General features: G+C 66.0%; 19 protein-coding genes. 18 read left to right on the top strand and 1 reads right to left on the bottom strand.

Going from position 1 to position 17,957, the window contains the following annotated elements; genetic code table 11:
• From VFW45_00910 to VFW45_00855, 12 genes are all read left to right on the top strand, one after another.
• Window positions 1–514 (top strand): hypothetical protein (locus tag VFW45_00910; protein HEU5179324.1); only part of this gene is annotated, 514 nt, incomplete at its 5' end.
• Between the two features lie 77 nt (window positions 515–591).
• Window positions 592–1,782, top strand: coding sequence for a histidinol-phosphate transaminase (hisC, locus tag VFW45_00905; GenBank protein ID HEU5179323.1), 1,191 nt, complete (start codon window positions 592–594; stop codon window positions 1,780–1,782).
• An 85-nt stretch (window positions 1,783–1,867) separates the two neighbouring features.
• The gene (locus VFW45_00900; protein HEU5179322.1) at window positions 1,868–4,546 is read left to right on the top strand and encodes a protein kinase; all 2,679 of its coding nucleotides are present in this window, start codon (window positions 1,868–1,870) and stop codon (window positions 4,544–4,546) included.
• A gap of 9 nt (window positions 4,547–4,555) precedes the next feature.
• Entirely contained in the window at window positions 4,556–5,626 is a 1,071-nt protein-coding gene (locus VFW45_00895) for a proline iminopeptidase-family hydrolase (protein HEU5179321.1), read from the top strand.
• A 63-nt stretch (window positions 5,627–5,689) separates the two neighbouring features.
• Window positions 5,690–6,292 carry a dihydrofolate reductase family protein gene (locus tag VFW45_00890; GenBank protein HEU5179320.1) on the top strand — a complete coding sequence of 201 codons (603 nt, stop codon included), beginning with the start codon at window positions 5,690–5,692 and terminating at the stop codon, window positions 6,290–6,292.
• A 29-nt stretch (window positions 6,293–6,321) separates the two neighbouring features.
• On the top strand, window positions 6,322–6,921 hold the full coding sequence (locus tag VFW45_00885) for a hypothetical protein (protein ID HEU5179319.1): 600 nt from the start codon (window positions 6,322–6,324) through the stop codon (window positions 6,919–6,921).
• A gap of 160 nt (window positions 6,922–7,081) precedes the next feature.
• Window positions 7,082–8,188 (top strand): M23 family metallopeptidase, encoded by a 1,107-nt coding sequence (locus VFW45_00880; protein HEU5179318.1) that lies wholly within the window; start codon window positions 7,082–7,084, stop codon window positions 8,186–8,188.
• Window positions 8,189–8,330: 142 nt separating this feature from the next.
• Window positions 8,331–9,071 carry a copper resistance protein NlpE N-terminal domain-containing protein gene (locus VFW45_00875; protein ID HEU5179317.1) on the top strand — a complete coding sequence of 247 codons (741 nt, stop codon included), beginning with the start codon at window positions 8,331–8,333 and terminating at the stop codon, window positions 9,069–9,071.
• 169 nt (window positions 9,072–9,240) lie between these two features.
• Window positions 9,241–9,729 carry a YciI family protein gene (locus VFW45_00870; GenBank protein ID HEU5179316.1) on the top strand — a complete coding sequence of 163 codons (489 nt, stop codon included), beginning with the start codon at window positions 9,241–9,243 and terminating at the stop codon, window positions 9,727–9,729.
• A 1-nt stretch (window position 9,730) separates the two neighbouring features.
• Window positions 9,731–10,108, top strand: a complete 378-nt coding sequence (locus VFW45_00865; protein ID HEU5179315.1) for a hypothetical protein — start codon at window positions 9,731–9,733, stop codon at window positions 10,106–10,108.
• A 172-nt stretch (window positions 10,109–10,280) separates the two neighbouring features.
• Complete coding sequence (locus VFW45_00860) at window positions 10,281–11,372, top strand: serine hydrolase domain-containing protein (protein ID HEU5179314.1); 1,092 nt, start codon at window positions 10,281–10,283, stop codon at window positions 11,370–11,372.
• An 8-nt stretch (window positions 11,373–11,380) separates the two neighbouring features.
• A complete protein-coding gene (locus tag VFW45_00855) occupies window positions 11,381–12,640 on the top strand; it encodes a prolyl oligopeptidase family serine peptidase (protein HEU5179313.1) in 1,260 nt (419 codons plus the stop codon).
• A gap of 424 nt (window positions 12,641–13,064) precedes the next feature.
• On the opposite strand, the gene VFW45_00850 is transcribed toward VFW45_00855, so the two are convergent.
• Entirely contained in the window at window positions 13,065–13,610 is a 546-nt protein-coding gene (locus VFW45_00850) for a DUF4136 domain-containing protein (GenBank protein HEU5179312.1), read from the bottom strand.
• Window positions 13,611–13,819: 209 nt separating this feature from the next.
• Here VFW45_00850 and VFW45_00845 point away from each other — a divergent pair, with 209 nt between their 5' ends.
• From VFW45_00845 to VFW45_00820, 6 genes are all read left to right on the top strand, one after another.
• Entirely contained in the window at window positions 13,820–14,395 is a 576-nt protein-coding gene (locus tag VFW45_00845; GenBank protein HEU5179311.1) for a hypothetical protein, read from the top strand.
• An 11-nt stretch (window positions 14,396–14,406) separates the two neighbouring features.
• Window positions 14,407–14,859: a cupin domain-containing protein gene (locus VFW45_00840; protein HEU5179310.1), complete on the top strand. Its 453-nt coding sequence runs from the start codon at window positions 14,407–14,409 to the stop codon at window positions 14,857–14,859.
• Window positions 14,860–14,873: 14 nt separating this feature from the next.
• Window positions 14,874–15,284: a hypothetical protein gene (locus VFW45_00835; protein ID HEU5179309.1), complete on the top strand. Its 411-nt coding sequence runs from the start codon at window positions 14,874–14,876 to the stop codon at window positions 15,282–15,284.
• Between the two features lie 65 nt (window positions 15,285–15,349).
• A complete protein-coding gene (locus VFW45_00830) occupies window positions 15,350–15,769 on the top strand; it encodes a thioesterase family protein (protein HEU5179308.1) in 420 nt (139 codons plus the stop codon).
• 9 nt (window positions 15,770–15,778) lie between these two features.
• Complete coding sequence (locus tag VFW45_00825; GenBank protein ID HEU5179307.1) at window positions 15,779–16,633, top strand: hypothetical protein; 855 nt, start codon at window positions 15,779–15,781, stop codon at window positions 16,631–16,633.
• 111 nt (window positions 16,634–16,744) lie between these two features.
• Window positions 16,745–17,707 (top strand): aldo/keto reductase, encoded by a 963-nt coding sequence (locus VFW45_00820; protein ID HEU5179306.1) that lies wholly within the window; start codon window positions 16,745–16,747, stop codon window positions 17,705–17,707.
• The last annotated feature ends 250 nt before the right edge of the window (window positions 17,708–17,957 follow it).

Genomic DNA, 17,957 nt, shown 5'->3' with positions numbered 1-17,957 from the left:
CAGCCATCCCGCCTGGGCGCCGCAGGCCTATTCCGCGGACCATGTCGACACCACGGCCCCGACCTGCACCAGCTGGCCGCGCGGCCAGCGGATCTACGAGCGCACCGACGTCAACGGGACGGAAGGCGGCAGCAGCGGATCGCCGGTGATGACCGCCTCGAACACCGCCCCTTTCACGGCGGGCCAGGTGGTGGGCCAGCTCTCAGGCGCCTGCGGCACCAATACCGGTAATAGTTGCGACCACGTGAACAACGCCACCGTCGACGGCGCTTTCGCGATCTATTGGACTTCGGTTCAGCCGTTCCTGGATCCGGTCGTCTGCAACCCGACGACCGAGGTCTGCAATGACGGCATCGACAATGACTGCGACGGATTGGTGGACTGCGCCGATTCGAACTGCACCGGCTCGCCGTCCTGCCCCAGCTGCAGCCCGGTCGGGGCGTCCTGCACCGTCGATTCCAATTGCTGCTCCAACAAGTGCAAGGGACCCGCGGGACGGAAGACCTGCCGGTAGAAACGGCAATCTTTCACTGCGGGTAGAATGGGCGGGAGCGATCGGCTCCCGCCCTTTTTCTTTATCGGAGGATTCTCATGAGCGCGACACCCGTCTCACGTCGAAGCTTCGCCCGCGCCCTCGGCGCGGCCCTCGGGGCATGCGCTCTCGCTCCACGCTTCACGCCGCTTGCCGCGGCGCCGGCGCCAGCGCCGCCGTCCGGTCGTCCGAAGCAGGTGCCGCCGTCCACGCACGCCGATCTCGGATTCCCGCCCGGCGCGGTCCGGATCGATTCCAACGAAAACCCCTACGGCCCCTTCCCGAAGGCGCTGCAGGCGATGGCGCCGTCGGAGCGAGGCTGCGCGCGCTACCCCGATGCGATGGAAGACGAAGTAGTCGCGGCCCTCGCCAAGCTGCATGGCGTCGGACCGGAAAACGTGACGCTGGGCTGCGGCTCGGGGGAGATTTTGCGCATGGCGGGCATGGCGTTCCTGAAGGAAGGAAAGCGGGTGGTGGCGGCGGAGCCGACCTTCGAGGCGGTCCTTTCCTACGCGCGCGTCACGCACGCCGAGGCGGCCAAGGTCCCGTTGACCTCGGACTACCGCCACGACCTGCTGCGCATGGCCGAGGTCTGCTCCGCCTCGACCGGCCTGGTCTACGTCTGCAATCCCAACAATCCGACCGGGACGATCGTGACGCGCGAGGAGGTGGGCGCCTTCCTGGATCGCATCCCGCGCGAGACGATGGTCCTGGTCGACGAGGCCTACCACCACTTCGTGGAAGATACGCGCTACGCGACCGCCTTGGGGTGGATGGGGAAGAAGCCGAACCTCCTGGTCGCCCGGACCTTCTCGAAGATCTACGGCCTCGCCGGCATGCGCCTGGGATACGGCGTCGGCTCGAAGGAAACGATCGAGGCGATGCGTCCCTATCGCACCTGGAGCAACACCAACGCCGCGGTGCTGGAAGCCGCCCTGGCCAGCCTGACCGACACCTCTCACCTGGAGACGACGCGCGCCACGATGAACGCGACGCGCTCCTGGCTGCGCGCCGAGATGGCGAAGGACTCGCGCGCCACCATCGAATCGCACGCCAATTTCGTCATGATCGACGTCGGCTCCGACGTATCGCCGATCATCGCGGCGCTGCGCGAGCGCGGCGTCTACGTCGGACGGAAGTTCCCGTCGCTGGGGAGCTGGCTGCGGGTTTCCATCGGGACCCAGGAGGAAATGCAGAAATTCGTGACGGCGCTGCGCGCGGTCCTGCCGGCGGCAAGCAAAGCCGCCTGACCCGCCGTTGGCGCAGCGTGCCCGCGGGCGCGCAAGCCGCGGGGAGCGGGCGCTCGACGTCGCCGCCGTGCTACGATGACCGGCCATGGCTCTCGCTTCCGGACATCGCCTCGGCCCCTATGAGATCGTCGGCTCCCTCGGCGCCGGAGGGATGGGAGAAGTCTGGCGCGCGAAGGACACCCGCCTCGACCGTGAGGTGGCGATCAAGATCCTGCCGGAAGCCTTCGCGGGCAATGCCGCCTTCCTGGCACGCTTCGAGCGCGAGGCGCGCAGCATCTCGGCCCTGAATCACCCGCACATCTGCACCCTGTTCGACGTCGGGCACCAGGACGAGACCCACTATCTCGTCATGGAGCTTCTGGACGGCGAGTCGCTGGCGAAGCGGCTCGAGCGCGGCCCTTTGCCGCTGGAGCAGGTCCTGCGCTTCGGCGCGCAGATCGCCGAGGCGCTGCACCATGCTCACAAGCAGGGGATCATCCATCGGGATCTCAAACCGGCGAATGTCGTCCTGACGAAAAACGGGGCGAAGCTGCTCGATTTCGGCCTGGCACGCACCGTCCCCGAAGGCCAGGCGGTGATCCAGGGGATGACGACCCTGGCCACGGAGCAGCAGCCCCTCACGCAGGAAGGGACGATTCTCGGGACCTTCCAGTACATGGCCCCCGAGCAGCTCGAAGGGATGCCGGCCGACGCGCGCACCGACCTCTTCGCCCTGGGCGCGGTCCTCTTCGAGATGGCCACCGGTAAGAAAGCTTTCGCCGGCAAGACCCGCACGAGTCTGATCGCCGCCATCGTCTCTTCGCAGCCGCCGCCGCTCTCCACCATCCAGCCCGTGGCGCCGGCCGCGCTGGAGCACGTGGTGCGCCGCTGCCTGGAGAAGGACCCGGAGGATCGATGGCAGAGCGCCCACGACGTGGCGGGGGAGCTGCGCTGGATTTCAGAGGCCGGCTCGCAGTCCTCGTCCAGCGGTCCGGCGGTCCAGCCACGCAGGAAGCGGAGCCGGCTCGTGCCGCTCGCCGGCATGGCGCTGGCCGGTCTGGCGGCCGCGGCGCTCGGGTGGATTGCGGGGTCCCGGATGCGTCCTGCCCCGCCAGCGCCCCGGATGATCCGCAGCGTCCTTCTTCCTCCGGACGGCAAGACCTTCAATCTGATCGACAACAACATCGGAGCGCTCACCGTCTCCCCGGACGGGCGGTACGTGACCTATACCGTGCGCGGCGGCGACGCGGACAACGAGCTCTGGCTGCGCCCTCTCGACAGCGATGCCGCGCGGCCCATCCCGGGCACCCGGGGCGCGCAGTTTCCCTTCTGGTCCTCCGACAGCCGGATGATCGCCTTCTTCGCGGAAGGGAAGCTGAAGAAGGTCGATCTCGCGGGTTCGCCCTCAGTGACGCTGTGCGACGCCTCCGGTGGACGCAGCGGCAGCTGGAACCCGGACGGCGTCATTCTCTTCGCGCCGACCGCGATGTCCGGAATCGAACAGGTGAGCTCGGCGGGCGGAAAGCCGGAGCCGGTCACCCAGCTGGATGAGAAAAAAGGGGAGACCACGCACCGCTGGGTCAGCTTTCTGCCGGATGGCCGTCACTTCCTCTACATGGCCGGGTCGCACAGCGAAGGAATGCGCAGCGAGACCAACGCCGTCTATCTCGGCGAGCTGGGGACCGACACGAAGCAGCTTCTGCTGCGGGTGCGCTCCAACGCCGTCGTGGCGGGGGACAGCCTCCTCTACGTGCGCGATCGCATCCTCATGGGCCAGAAGCTGGACCTGAGGACCTTCCGTCTCATCGGAGAGCCGAAGCCGCTCGCGGAGGGCGTGGGCTACGATCCGCAATTCTTCCGCGCCTCCTTCGGGGCCTCATCCGGCGATGTGGTGGCCTACTCCACCGCCGGCTCTCTCGGGGAGACGCAGCTCGCCTGGTTCGATCGGACCGGAAAGAGAATCGGCGACGTCGGACGGCCGGGCGACTTCGTCGATATCGCGATCTCGCCGGACGGCACTCATCTCGCCCTCTCGATTCTGGATCCCGAGGCGGCCACGTCCGATATCTGGGTGGAGGATCTGAAGCGAAATACCCGGACGCGCCTCACCTTCGATCCGGTGGGCGAGCGCGATCCTGTCTGGTCCCCCGACGGTCAGCGCATCGTCTACCTACGCACCGCAAAGAACGACGATCTGTTCATCAAGCCTGCGGCGGGCGGCACCGAGGAGGTGCTGCTGCGCGACGAGAGCGACAAGCTGGCGACCGACTGGTCGCGTGACGGCAGGCTGCTGGTCTTCCAGACCACCCGAAACGACCACAAGACGGGCTGGGATATCGCCACGCTGGACATGACGAAGAAGAGCGAGCCGCAGATCTATCTGCAAACCGAGTTCGACGAGATCAACGGCAAGCTGTCGCCGGACGGCCGCTGGATGCTCTACCTCTCCAACGAATCGGGACGCCACGAAGCCTACATCGCGCCCTTTCCGGGCACCGGCGCGAAGTGGCAGGTATCGCAGGGAGGCGTCGAAGGGGCGGATTGGGGGATGGGGGGCAAGGAGGTCATCGTCGTCGCCCCGGAAGTCGGGCTGCTCAGCATCAGCGTCGAGCCGCGCGGCGCCGGATTGGAGATCGGGGTTCCGAAGCTTCTCCTGGACGTCCGAGAGGCGGTCAATGGTGCCATCCCGCGGGATGCGCAACGGTTCCTCCTGGCGCTCAAGCCCCAATCGACCAAGGAGAGTCCCATCTTTCTCATCAACGGCTGGAACGGAGGGAAGCGCTAGTTGTCCTTCATGCGGACCGTCTTCGTCGCCATGCTGCTCCTGCCTCTGCTCGCCTGCCCGGCCGACACCCCACCGGCACCCGCACCCGCGCCTGCCGCGGCGCCGAAGCACGTCTCTTATTTCGACGACGCGGGAAGGAAAGACATTCTCAGCGGCGGCGCCAGGATGATCCCGATCAAGACGCCGAAAGGGGAGTTCCACGTCTGGACCAAGCGGACGGGCAACAACCCGACGATCAAGGTGCTGCTCCTGCACGGAGGGCCCGGATTCACGCACGAGTATTTCGAGGCGCTGGACAGCTATTTCCCAGCGGCGGGGATCGAGTACTACTACTACGATCAGCTCGGGTCGTTCTACAGCGATCAGCCCGATGACCCCGACCTGTGGGACTTGCCGCGCTTCGTCGACGAGGTGGAGCAGGTCCGGCAGGCGCTCGGCCTCGACAAATCCGACTTCTACCTCATGGGCCATTCATGGGGCGGCATGCTCGCCATGGAGTACGCCCTGGCGCACCAGGAAAACCTCCGGGGTCTGATCATCTCCAACATGATGGCCAGCATCCCGGCTTACAACCAGTACGCTCAGGATGCCTTCATCCCGGAGATGGATCCGAAGGTCCTCGACGAGATCCAGCGCCTCGAGGCGGCCAAGAAGTACGACGACCCGCGCTACATGCAGCTGGTCATCGAGCACCACTACGTCAAGCACATCTTGAGGATGGCGCCCGACCTGTGGCCCGACCCGGTGAACCGGGCATTCAAGCATCTCAATCCCAAGATCTACATCCCGATGCAGGGCCCCAGCGAGTTCCGCGCTTCCGGCAAGCTGGAGAAGTGGGACCGCACGGCGGATCTCGAGAAGATCACGGTGCCCACGCTCGTCATCGGCGCGCGCTACGACACCATGGACCCGCGGCACATGGAGATGATGGCGGGCAAGGTGAGGCACGGGCGGTACCTGTTCTGTCCCCAGGGGAGCCACCTGGCGATCTACGACGACCAGGAGACTTACGTGGCAGGAATCATCGCCTTCCTGCAGGACGTGGATGCCGGCCGCTTCCCCGCGCCCGAAAGCCATTGAGGCAACGAATGATTCTCACAGGCTCGAGCGACAAGACAACCGGTCGAGACATTCCGTGAGCCCATGCGAAAGCTGATCGTTTCGGAGTTCGTAACGCTGGACGGGGTGATGGAGGCGCCCGGCGGGGAGCCGGGGCATCCACACAGCGGCTGGGTCTTCGATTTCATGGGGCCGGAGCAGCTGCGCTACAAGCTGGACGAAGTCCTGGAGGCGGAATCGCTCCTCATCGGTCGGGTGACCTACGAATCGTTCGCCGGGGCCTGGCCGCAGCGCTCGGAGCGCAAGCCGGGAGAAGTCGCCGAAGGGACCGAAGATGACATGTATGTTTTTGCGGATAAGATGAACGGCATGCCGAAGCAGGTGGTCTCCACCACGCTCAAGGACCCGCAATGGAACAACACCACGGTCATCGGCGAGGACGTGGTCGCCGAGATCCAGCGCGTCAAGAGAGGGAACGATGGACCAATCCTGGTCCTCGGCAGCCGGACCCTGGTCCACACCCTGATGGAGAATGACCTGATCGACGAGTACCGTCTCATGGTTTTCCCCGTCGTCCTGGGAAGCGGCAGACGGCTGTTCCCCGAGACGCTGCGCAAGACGGTGCTGCGCCTGGTCGGCATGCGGGATTTCACCACCGGAGTGGTCGTCCACACCCTGCGTCCCTGAACATTACGGCCTTCCTCTGGGAACCGCCGATGAGAATCGCCTTTGGCCTGAAGGCCCACTCAGGCTGGGCTGCCTTGGTCGCGCTCGGGGAAGATGGCGGACAGCTGCGGGTGGCGGACCGCCGGCGGCTGGAGCTCGTCCCGGAAGACGAGGCGGACTGGGCGAAGCAGCCCTACCATGCGGCCCAGGGGCTGTCTCCGGGTGACGCGCGGGCGATGGTGCGCGGCGGTTTTGCCGTGACTCGGAAGAAAGCGCTGCAGGAGATGACGGAGGCGGTGAAGCGCGCCCGCGAGGCCCGGCACGAGGTCGCCGCCTGCGCGGTCCTGATGGGCGAGCCGATGCCCGCCTGGAGCATCGAGGAGATTCTCGCGGTCCACTTTCGCATGCACAAGGCGGAGGGGCTCCTGTTCCGCGACGTCCTGGTCCGGGCGGCCGCCGGATGCGATCTGGAGGTCGTGGCCATCCCGGAGAAGTTTCTCGAGGAGCACGCCGCCAAGGTGCTGGCTGCGCCGGCAGACGCGTTGCGGGAGAAGCTCTCCGCGCTTGGAAAGTCCGCCGGTCCTCCCTGGGGAAAGGACCAGAAGGATGCTGCCCTGGCGGCCATGGTGGCTCTGCACGAAAAGAAATAGGGGCTGATCTCTCCCACTCCCGCACGTCGCAACAAATCGATCCTCTCTTCAACCATCCCGGCCCTCGCCCAGGTCTAACCGGGCGCGTCTGAAAAACTTCCGGCCGGTACCCTCCGGTCAGGCTCGATTTGGGCCGCAGGATTCGAATCAAGGAGCGGCGATGCGCGGAGCATTGTCAGCAGGGCCCTCGAGGTCACGAGCCGGCCGCAGGCGCTCGGTCATCCTCGGCGGCTCGCTCGTCGCCTCGCTGTCCTTCGCCTCACCCGTCAAGGCTCCGGGCGATCTGTACCTCTCCACGCTGCCGCAGCATGTCTACCGCATCGCCGACGAAGGGAAGCTGAAGACGGAGAGCTGGTACTTCGAGCTGGTGGTCCACGACCCAAAGCTGCGGACCTGGGAGGCGGAGGGGCTGGAGCTGGAGACGCTGTCGGCCGGCAAGGTGGTGAAGGCGACCTCCTGGAAAGGGCCGGCCGCCGCGGCGCTGCACCAGCGGTACTACTTCCCGACCCCCGACCTTCCCCCCAACTCGATGCGCCGGCATTTCTCCGTGGCCGACGAGGTCTTCACATTTCCTCTGATCTTCTCCGAGAAGCAGAGCGACGCCGTGGAGCAGGTGCGCGTCACGCTGAAGCTCAAGAACGGCAAGACGACGGCTCAGCGGACGCTTCTCGTTCCGGTCGACAAGTTCGCGCAGAGGACGAAGCTGATCTTCCCGTTCAAGGGGCCGGCCATCGTCACCCAGGGAAGGTTCAACAACGGCGGCCACCTGCACCGCGAGACGATCTTCGCCATCGACGTGATGGCGCTGACGCCCAATTACGCGCCGATGCTGAGCGACGAGGACAAGAACGAAGCGATTGCCGGCTGGGGAAAGGAGATCCTGGCGCCGGCCGACGGCACCGTCGCTTACGCGCGCAGCGACGTCCCCACCAATCCCCTTTACCAGACCGACGCGGAGGCCCTGGCGGCGCTGCCCGAGCCGCTCTGGGCGATCGCGGGGAACTGCGTCATCATCGATCACGGCAACGGCGAGTTCAGCGGCCTGATGCACATGCAGCCCGGCTCGGTGACCCTCAAGAAAGGCGATGCGGTCAAGCAGGGGCAGGTCATCGGCAAGATGGGCAATTCCGGCGACGCCAACATGCCGCACCTGCACTATCAGCTCACGACCGGGGGCCTCATCTTCGCCTCCGACGGACTTCCGTTCCAGTTCGAGAATCTTCCCTCCCAGAATTTCACCCGCGGGACCTACTTCAACGCCCGGTAGAATTCCGGGCCACGCCTGACGATGGACCAATCTCTCGGCTTCATCGGACGACTGCTTTATGCTGGATGCATGATGGCCGCGCTGGTCCTCGGGTTTTCTCTCTTGATGTCCTGAATCGAGGGGCCGTCTCGGGAGGTCCCTCATGCCCAGAGCAGCGAGTCCCAGCCCGCTCTTACTTCTCGGATTCATCGCCCTCGTTCTCGGCTGTTCATCCTCGCGTGAAGACACCCAGTTTTTCGCGAAGTCCGGCTCGTCCGACTCGCCCGCGATCGAAGCACCCGTGACCTACGCCGGTGTCCTGCCCTGCGCCGGTTGCCCCGGCATCGACACCACGCTGACGCTCCTGGAGGATGGCACCTTCCGCCTGCGCGAGGCCTACCGTGACCGCCCCGCCATCGATCACGACCTGGGACGCTGGACGATCGAGGAGAGCGGCCATCTCGCCCTGCGTGGAGAGACGGGGCGATCGTTCCGCATCGTCGGTGGCTACTTCCTCGAGCTGCTGGACAAGAGCGGCGCGCCGATCGCCTCGCAAGCGCCGCACCTCCTGTCGCGCGCCGCGCAGGTCGACCGGATCCGGGACATGATGCCGATGCGCGGCACCTACTCCACCATGGCCGATGCGGGACGTTTCACCGAGTGCCGCAGCGGCGCGGCCCTGCCGGTCGCCCCGACCGGCGCCCACGCGCAGCTGGAGACCGCCTACGCCGGGGCGCGCCGCGACCCGGGCGTGCCGCTGCTGGTCGATTTCATGGGCCACTTCGAGGAGCTGCCGGCGATGGAGGGGGAGCGCCAGATCGAGCATGTGGTGGTCGACGTCTTCCAGCGGGTCGAGCGCGACGCAACCTGCGACGAGCCTTCTCCTCTCTATCCGAGGAAATAGTCGCCAGGACGCCCCGCCGGTGAGCCGTGCGGCACCGGCGAGCCGATTGATTTCGCGGCGGGATGAAGGTTAGGCTGCGCTCCAGCCGCGCAGGCTCGCGCCGGGGTTTGGAGCGCCGGCAGGCGACCAGGGACCGAGACGAGGAACGTAAGAGAATGGGAGGTGGCTGATGAAGACGACACTCTGGATTCTGCTGGCAACCCTGCTCATGGGCGCCGCCCAGTCATCCCCCGGACCGCCGTCTCCCGCTCCGCCGAAGGCTCCCGCTCCTCCGGCGGCCCCCGCCACCCAGGCGGCTCCCGTTCCGCCGTCGGCTCCTCCCCGGGCGGGGCAGATGACGACCTACTTCATCGGATTCCTCAAGAAGGGGCCTACCTGGACGGCGGAGAGCAGCGGAGAGCTCAAATCGCTGCAGGAGGCGCATCTCGCCAACATCCGCCGGCTGGTCGAAAGCGGCGAGCTGGTCCTCGCGGGACCGTTCACCGACGACGGCGAGCTGCGGGGGTTGTTCCTCTTCCAGGTCGACAGCCTCGCGAAGGCAAAGGCGCTGTGCGACACCGACCCGATGGTGAAGTCGGGGCATCTCGTCGTGGAGCTGCACCCCTGGATGGGTCCCAGGGGAATCCGCTACGAGCGCTCCGACGGCGCCGGCCACTGAAGTGAGCGAGCAGGTCGCCGGGCAGCGCGCCATTCCCCGCTTCGGCGAGGTAGCGGCCGAGGCCCTGCGCTACTGGGAGCCGCGCCGGGTCCTCTACAACCTGGCGCTGGCGGGTGTGGTGGGCTGGCACCTCTTCTCCGCCCCTCCGGCCGCCCGGGCGGCCCTTTCCTGGGACCATCTGTTCGCACTGATCATACTCGCGGTCCTGGCCAACGTCTGTTACTGCGCGGCCTACGCCGTGGACATCTTCGTGCAGTATTCGGCGCTGCGCGAGGCCTGGCGCCGCCGGCGTTGGGTCGTTCTGCTGGTGGGGGTCATCTTCGGAGCCGTCGTCGCCCACTTCTTCTCCGCCGGCATGTTCACCGGGCCCGCCGGATAGCGGGAAGGTTCATGGCCGTGAACCGGCATCGCCGCCATGCTCGCGCTATGCTCGCCTTCGCCTGCACAAAGGACTATCGATACCCATCGCGTCGCCTCCCCAAGAGAGACGAGGCGCGAAAGTGGCGATTCCAAAGTTGAAGCGGGGCCGCCCAAGAACCGGTGAGGAGATCGTGAAGAGAATCGGAACCAAGAGCATCGCCATCTCTCTGCTGCTGGCCTGCGTCGCGGTGCCGGCGCGGGGGGAGATCACCTGCCGCGCCACCATCCATGGGACCGTGGCGCAGCGCTGGCAACAGCACATGACGCTCGAGGCAGCCGACGGCTTCTCGGGGAGCCTCTTGATTGCCGAGGGCGAGTGGGTGAGGTACACGGGAGAGTGGGGTCCGCCAGCCCAGGACAAGATCGCGACCCCCTTCTGGATCGGCTCCATCTCGAAGGTGGTGACAGCTGTCGCCGTCTTGAAGCTGGTCGAGCAGGGAAAGCTGGCGCTCGACGCGCCGATCTCCACCTATCTGGGTCAGGTGCCGGAGCGCTGGCAGGGGGTGACCGTGCATCAGCTCCTCTCGGAGCGCTCCGGATTGCCCGATGCCCGCGCCGCCGACGGGATTGCCGACCGCGGGAAAGCGCTCAAGGCAATCCTGGCCCTGCAGCCCATGAAGAAGCCGGGAGAGCTCGAAAGCTCAAACGACGGATACACGCTGCTCGCCGTCCTGATCGAGGTGGCCTCCGGACAGTCCTTCGAATCGTACGTGCAGACGCAGATCTTCGATCCGTCCTCGATGAAGCACGCCGGCTTCTGGGGATTCGAGCCCTCTCCGTCGCCCGTAGCGGCGCCGGCAAGCCCGGAGCAGTCGAAGAAGATGTCGCATCGAATCTGGCGCGACGGACATTCGGTGGCCAACTGGGGGTATCGCGGCGGTACGGGGATGTTCGCCGTGCGTGAAGACCTGTACTACCTGTGGATGATGCTGCGGACCAACAAGGTATTGAAAGAAAGCACTTTCGCCTCGATGATCTCCCCCAAGTCCGAGGGGCTCGCGTCCGACGCCCAGGGCCATGGTTACGGGCTGAACTTCAAGCTGAGCGGCGGGAAGGTCTACGAATTCTGGCAGATGGGGGAGGAGGACTGGCTGGGGCACAGCGCCCTGATCAAGGTGAGCGGGGAGCGGCTCACCGTGGTCCTGTCGAACAGCGGCAGGAGCGGAGATTCGACCTGGACGCATCGGATCGAGGAAGGGTTGCTCGCATGCGCCAATCAATGATGTTGGTTATGGCGGGTCTTCTGATGGCGGGCCTCGCGGCAGAAACGGCCCTATCCGCGGACAGCGCGGCTCCGGCGGGCGTCGCCGGCCTCTACGAGCTCGAGCCGCAGCGGGTGATCGGCGTGACCGCCATCCGCGACCATCTGATGTTCACCGATTTCGGCCGCGAGATGACGGGCGGTCCGCTGGCCTGGGACGGCGAGCAGCTGGTCGCGCGCCGCGCCAGCGGCGACATCGTCTCGCTGAAGCCGGTCCTGGACGGCGAGGGAAAGGTCACATCCATCGTCTGGTCGAATCCTGGGGAAGGGTCCAGGCAGGCGAAACGGCTCGACTTCCAACGGAAGGAGGTGTCGTTCAGCAACGGCGACGTGACCCTCAAGGGGACCCTGGTCCTGCCGCAGGGGAAGGGGCGCGCTCCCGCGGTGGTGCGCATCTCCGGCGCCGGCCCCACCGACCGCGTCAACACCATCGACGAGTACTTCGCCTATCACGGCATCGCGTTCCTGAGCTACGACAAGCGCGGCTCCGGCGAATCGCAGGGAGACTGGAAGAAGGCGGGCGTCGAGGACCTGGCCAATGATGCCGCCGCGGCCGTGTCCTTCCTGGCCAAGCAGCCGGAGATCGATGCATCACGTATCGGCCTGGGCGCCGGCAGCGTGGGAGGATGGGTGGCCGCCGCGGTGACGGGCCGCGTGCCGCATCCGGCCTTCGTCTTCATGCAGGCCGGCCCGGCGCTGAGCTTCTCGGGCGAGCTCCTCTACGAAGCGGAGGCCGCGCTGGCGACGATGGGCCTCACCCGCAAGCAATTCAACGACGCCATGGCGTATCAGAAGTGGAAGATCAAGCAGATCGCGTCGGGAGCCGTGCAGACCGACCGGGGCTGGGAGGCGCTGCAGCAGCGCACCGAGCAGACCAAGGGCCAGCCGTGGGCCGAGGCGCTGGCCCCCTGGCCGCGCGATTCCTGGCGCTGGGAGAACTTCCGCGTCATGATGCCGTTCGATCCGGCGCCTTACTGGGAGAAATACCACGGGCCGGTCCTGGCGCTGTACGGCGGCAAGGACGACAAAGTCCCGGCGCAGCGCAACGCCGACGCGCTGCGTGCGGCGCTGAAGCGCGCGGGAAACCTCGACGTGACCGTCGAGATCATTCCGGAAGCCGACCACGCCGGAATGGACGCTACGAAAAAAGACGGCGACATCGTCACCTTCGCTCCCGGCTACCTAACCCGTCCGCTCCAGTGGGTCCTTGATCGCCTGAACAAGAAGTAGCGCACCCAGGCACGCTCGGCGTGATCCGAGGACCGGCACACCCGCGAACCGCTGATATCCGAGAAAAATGAGAGACCTGGGTCCGGCGCGCTGCGCGAGCGCAAGACTCATCTTGTCTTGGCAGGAAGTCACTCCCAGTAGGCGTGCGGTTCAGGCGCGGTCGGCGAGCGCGAAAGAGTTCTTGCTTTCTAGCATGCCCCCACGCCACCGTCGCCTGTAAGCGCACCTACTTAGGCCCGCGCTCCAGATGCGGTGGTTCCAATCGTGAGGTCCAGGCGCGGCGGGCAAGTCCAGAATAGCTTCCCCTTCCGGGCCGTCACGCCCGCGGTCGCCTGTAGGCGTGCGGTTCAGGCGCGGTCGGCGAGCTCGGAAAGGCTTTTGCTTTCCATCAGTCCCCCACGCCCACCGTCGCCTGTAAGCGCACCTATTTCTTCTTCTCAGGTGGATACTCCTCGAACATCTTCTTCACCACTTTGAACACCTTCTTGCCGGTCGACTCAGTGTTCGGATCCAGGCCCAGATTCTCATTGGCGATGCCGCGCCACACCAATTGGCCCGACCTCGCGTCGACCAGGTCGACGACCAGCCGTCCTTTGGTGGTCGTCCGGCTGGTGGTGGCGGCGGAGAACCAGGCGGTCCAGGTGTTGGGGACGTAGGCGAAGCTGATCGCGTCCATCGACGAATCGCTCGTGCCCGAGGCGTAGGTGATGACATGCAGGTCGGGCTGAGACTCGACCTTCGTGAAACCCTTTGCCTTCAGCTCCTGCTCCACCGACTTGTGGATGTTCGCCTCGGTCATCGACTTCATCGCCACCCATCCCCCTTCCCCCCAGGCGTAGGTCTTGTAGCCGCTGAAATCCACCGAGTCATCGAAGCCGACATCGACACCGGCACGCGCCGGAGAGGGGTGCGTTGCAAGGGCGAGCAGGACGAGGAGCGGAATCCAGAGCGATTTCCTGAGTTCGATCACGAATCCTCCCGGGCGAGGCGTTGCAGCCTGTGAAGCGATGGGAACAGATGAGTCGAGGGGGCAGGATAGCACGACGGGCCACGGAGCCCCGGAAACCGGGACCTTATCGGCGCGTATCTATCGAAGATCCACGGTGGATTGCGGTGGTAAAGGCGGGCAGTCGGTCGTGAGCCGAAAGCTGGCGCCGCCGGACGCCGGGAGGAGGGTGGGTGTCGGGCGATCGAGGCCGACGTTTCGGTTTCCGAGAGCTGCTGCTGTTCGCATTCCTGTCGGCCGACGGGAGCATGATGGCAGGGGAGGCTCTCGGCCTGGCATCCGGCGTAGAGCTTCCGCGCCTGGAGGGAAACACGCTGACCGGGGAAGCCCTGGCTCTGCCCCGCGACGCGCTTGGCCGCCCGGCGATCCTGGTCATCGGCTTCAGCAAGGCCGCCGCCAAGACCAGCCGGGGATGGCTGGAAGGGTGCCGATCCGCGGCTGCGGCAAAGTCCTCTTCCGCCGTGGGCTGCTACGATGTCCGGATGCTGGCGGAGGTGCCACGGTTTTTTCGCGGCATGGTCGAGCGTAGTATGCGCAACGGCTACCCGTTGGATCTGCAGCGGCAGACCCTGCTGGTCTACAGCGAAAGCGACGCGTGGCGCGAGCATGCCAGGGGAATCGATGACAAGATGTCCTATGTAATTGCCTGCGACCGGGACGGCCGGGTTCGCGGAACCGCTGCCGGAGCGTTCGCGGAAGCGGAGATGAAGAGGTTGCTCGAGGTCATCGAGCCCGGCCGCGACCCATGAAGGGGGATGCCATGTCCATTCACGAAGCCGGATTTGCCGTCCTGCCACGGGAAGCGCAGGCCTGGCGCGAATCGAAGCTGATGAAGATCCCCTTCGCCAATCTGCTGGAGCAGCTCGGGGACGCCGCGCCCATGGGCGGCCGCTTGTGGCGTCTGCCGCCGTTTTCCGCCAACACCTGGCACCGCCACGTCCACCAATGGGAGCTCTACTTCGTGCTGGAAGGGAAAGGCCGGATCCGCGTCGGCGACCAGACGTTTTCCCTTGAGCGCCACGGATGCATCCTCGTGGCGCCCGGGAAGCTGCGGCAGATCTTCAATGACACCGCCGAGGAGGTCCTTTGGCTCATCCTCGGAGCGCCGCGCGAGTCGGCCCCTCTCAATCCATCGGATATCTACCCGGAGGATCCAAAGTCCTTGCCGGCCGAGCTTCACGGACGCGTCTGGCCTCCCGGGAAGAACTCATGAGGGGGAGGGGGCCGATGGCTTTCCCCGACCAAGAGCACACAACCTCGGGTCGCGGCATCGCGGCGGTCCTCGCGAGCGTTTTTCTCATCGCGTGTGGGCGACGGCAGGCGGCCGAGTCGGAGGTGAGGAGGATAGGCGCCGAGAATCTGGCCGTGTCCGTCGAGGCGCTGCGGCCGCCGGGAAACCATGTCGCCGTCAGGATGGCTGTCCCCGAAGCGGACTGGCCCGCGACCTTACGAGCGATCGAGCCGCAGACGGTGACCGTCGGGCCCCAAGGGGTGTTCGTCAAGCTCGAATCGGGCTTTGCCGGCGAATCGGGCGTGTTCATCGCCTTCACGGGAGTCAGCGTGCCGACCGGCAGCGGAACCGACCCCTCATTCGAGCACCTCGAGGGTCGGATCTACTGGTATCGCATCAAAGGCTGATTCGCCCGGCGCTCGGGATCGATGCGGGGCGGCATCAGCATCGTCGGCAGAAAGGCGGAGGAGCCATGGGCCTCGTCACTTATCGCGGCATCGTCAATCCCACCCAGTGCGACCACATGGGGCACATGAACGTGGCCTGGTACGTGGCCAAATTCGACGAAGCGACCTGGCAGCTGTTTACCGCCATCGGGCTCGGCCGTTCGCGCCTGGACGGCGAGAAGATCGGCATGGCGGGTGTCGAGCAGCACCTGGAGTACAAGCGGGAGCTTTTCGCCGGCGACGTCATCAGCGTCACCTCGACCATCCTCGAGATCAAGGACAAGGCGATTCGCTTCGCGCATGAGATGATTCGTGACGACACCGGAGAGCTCGCCGCGAAGACGGTCCTGGTCGCCGTGCACCTGGATGCCGTGACGCGCAAGGCCCGCGCCTTCCCGGCCGACGTCCGCGAGCGCGCCCAGGCGATGGTCGCCGTGCCAACGTAAGGCAGACGATTGAGCCGATCACGCACCGCCTCGATCCTTCACCGCCTGCGCCGCTGCGCCCCGGCCCTGGCCGGAATCGTCCTTCTTGTTTCGTCCGCTGCGGCCCAAAGTGCCGATCCGCCCGACGTGCCGGGGGGCGAGGAGCTCAAGAAGCTGATCCCCGACATCACCGCTGCCTGCGCCATGGTGCGCGGGAATTCGTCCATCTGGCCCTACCGCTCCTTTCCCTACGGACCGCTCGGCGTGGAAGCACGGAAGGCCAGCGCGGAGGACACCGAGAAGATCCGCGGTTTCCATCTGGGGCTCGCGGCCGCTGCCTGCGGAATCCCCCTGGAAAAGGTCACCGCGATGTTCCACTGCGGCCCGGACTGCTCCAGGAACCGCCGGGAGCACCTCGTCAAGCAGCTCCCGGAGCTGCGCGCCGCCATCTCCGCCTTCGAGAAAGCGCCGGGATTGCGGCTCCTGTCGATCTGGCTCCCGCGGGGAGAGCTGCGGGTCAACGACCTGTTCGTCATGGGCGGCCAGGCCCGCGAAGCGATTCCGAGCGCCCGCTTCGGTCTGGTCCCTTCCGGAAGCTGGAAGGATTGGAAAAGCCTCGAAGAATACCTGGCGAGCATCCACGTGCCCGACAAGGCGGTGAGCGATCTGACCGAGCGGATGTACGGAGCTGGGCTGTCGGCACTGATCCGGGACAAATCCGACACACGGGCGGTCGGGGTCGGCGTGGGCGACAACGAGAGCGGCCTGCTGTTCCTCCATGCCGGAGCTCCCGCTCCCCGTCTGGGGGGAATCCGGTGGGATGGCGCGAAGTATTCCGTCGTCGAAGAGGCGGGCAAGGGCGTCTGGTACTACGAGACCAATTGAGATGCCACCGAGCGCCGACCCCGAGGGTGCCTGCACGCGATCCCCGGTTTAGAATCGACGCAACCCGCCGCGAGGCGGATGCGGCGCGCTGATCTCATGAAGGAAGAGAAGATGCCGAAGAAGACGCCCCATTCCGAAATGCAATACCGCATCCTGGGCAAGACCGGGGAGCGGGTATCCGCCATCGGCCTGGGCGGCTGGCACATCGGAGGAAAGCAGGTCAGCGAGAACCTCAGCCTGCGCATCATCCGCACCGCAATCGATCGCGGCATCAACTTCATGGACAACTCCTGGGACTACAACAACGGCGCCAGCGAGCGCCGCATGGGGAGGGCCCTCGCAGGCGGCTACCGCAAGAAGGTCTTCCTCATGACCAAGATCGACGGCCGCTCCAAGAAGGAGGCGGCACGGCAGCTGGAGGAGTCGCTGCACCGGCTCAAGACCGACTGCATCGACCTGGTGCAGCATCACGAGGTCCTGCGCTTCGAGGACCCGCACCGGATCTTCGACAAGGAAGGGGCCCATGCGGCGCTGCTCGAAGCCCGCCGTGCAGGGAAGCTGCGCTACATCGGCTTCACCGGCCACAAGGATCCCCTCATTCACCTGCACACTCTGGAAGTGGCCCGGCTGAACGGCTTTCGCTTCGACACCGTCCAGATGCCGCTGAATGTCATGGACGCCCATTACCGCAGCTTCGAGAAGCTGGTCCTGCCGAAGCTGGTTCGCCAGAAAATCGGCGTGCTTGGGATGAAGAGCATGGGGAACGGCGTGATTCTCAAGGCCAAGGTAGCCACCCCGATCGAATGCCTGCATTACGCCTTGAACCTGCCGACCTCGGTGGTCATCACCGGGGTGGACAGCCTGGAGATCCTCGATCAGGCGTTCGAAGCAATGCATACCTTCCGGAAGATGGGGCCGGCCAAGGTGAAATCCCTGCTTTCCAGGACGGCCCGTGCCGCCTCGCGGGGCGAATTCGAGATGTTCAAGACCACCTCGATCTTCGACGCCACCGCCGACAATCCCGACTGGCTGGGGGAAGAGCCGAAGCGGGTGCAGCAGGTGATGCCGGAGTGAGCCGGCGCCTGGCGGAATCGCGAAGCTGATCTCGCGGCGCAAGGCTCGCCTGATAGAAAGCGTAAGGCAGGGCGGGGGTGGTTTTATGCCGGTCGTGCAGGTATCGAGCTCGGCCCGGATAGGGGCCCCCGCCCGGATCGTCTACTCCCTGATTGCCGATTACCGCAACGGCCATCCCCGCATTCTGCCGCTGCGCTATTACCCGCCGCCGCTGGAGGTGGAGCGCGGCGGGATAGGGGCGGGCACGATC

The organism is Candidatus Polarisedimenticolia bacterium (assembly GCA_035764505.1).
Taxonomy (GTDB): domain Bacteria; phylum Acidobacteriota; class Polarisedimenticolia; order Gp22-AA2; family AA152; genus AA152.
This window is presented reverse-complemented; position numbering and strand designations above follow the sequence as displayed.

What these genes read in the sequence shown, in the direction of transcription:
- VFW45_00900 (HEU5179322.1), top strand. Translation starts at nt 1,868, where the DNA reads ATGGCTCTCGCTTCCGGACATCGCCTCGGCCCCTATGAGATCGTCGGC.
- VFW45_00840 (HEU5179310.1), top strand. Translation starts at nt 14,407, where the DNA reads ATGTCCATTCACGAAGCCGGATTTGCCGTCCTGCCACGGGAAGCGCAG.
- VFW45_00885 (HEU5179319.1), top strand. Translation starts at nt 6,322, where the DNA reads ATGAGAATCGCCTTTGGCCTGAAGGCCCACTCAGGCTGGGCTGCCTTG.
- VFW45_00880 (HEU5179318.1), top strand. Translation starts at nt 7,082, where the DNA reads ATGCGCGGAGCATTGTCAGCAGGGCCCTCGAGGTCACGAGCCGGCCGC.
- VFW45_00895 (HEU5179321.1), top strand. Translation starts at nt 4,556, where the DNA reads ATGCGGACCGTCTTCGTCGCCATGCTGCTCCTGCCTCTGCTCGCCTGC.
- VFW45_00835 (HEU5179309.1), top strand. Translation starts at nt 14,874, where the DNA reads ATGGCTTTCCCCGACCAAGAGCACACAACCTCGGGTCGCGGCATCGCG.
- hisC (HEU5179323.1), top strand. Translation starts at nt 592, where the DNA reads ATGAGCGCGACACCCGTCTCACGTCGAAGCTTCGCCCGCGCCCTCGGC.
- VFW45_00875 (HEU5179317.1), top strand. Translation starts at nt 8,331, where the DNA reads ATGCCCAGAGCAGCGAGTCCCAGCCCGCTCTTACTTCTCGGATTCATC.
- VFW45_00820 (HEU5179306.1), top strand. Translation starts at nt 16,745, where the DNA reads ATGCCGAAGAAGACGCCCCATTCCGAAATGCAATACCGCATCCTGGGC.
- VFW45_00855 (HEU5179313.1), top strand. Translation starts at nt 11,381, where the DNA reads ATGGCGGGTCTTCTGATGGCGGGCCTCGCGGCAGAAACGGCCCTATCC.
- VFW45_00870 (HEU5179316.1), top strand. Translation starts at nt 9,241, where the DNA reads ATGAAGACGACACTCTGGATTCTGCTGGCAACCCTGCTCATGGGCGCC.
- VFW45_00890 (HEU5179320.1), top strand. Translation starts at nt 5,690, where the DNA reads ATGCGAAAGCTGATCGTTTCGGAGTTCGTAACGCTGGACGGGGTGATG.
- VFW45_00830 (HEU5179308.1), top strand. Translation starts at nt 15,350, where the DNA reads ATGGGCCTCGTCACTTATCGCGGCATCGTCAATCCCACCCAGTGCGAC.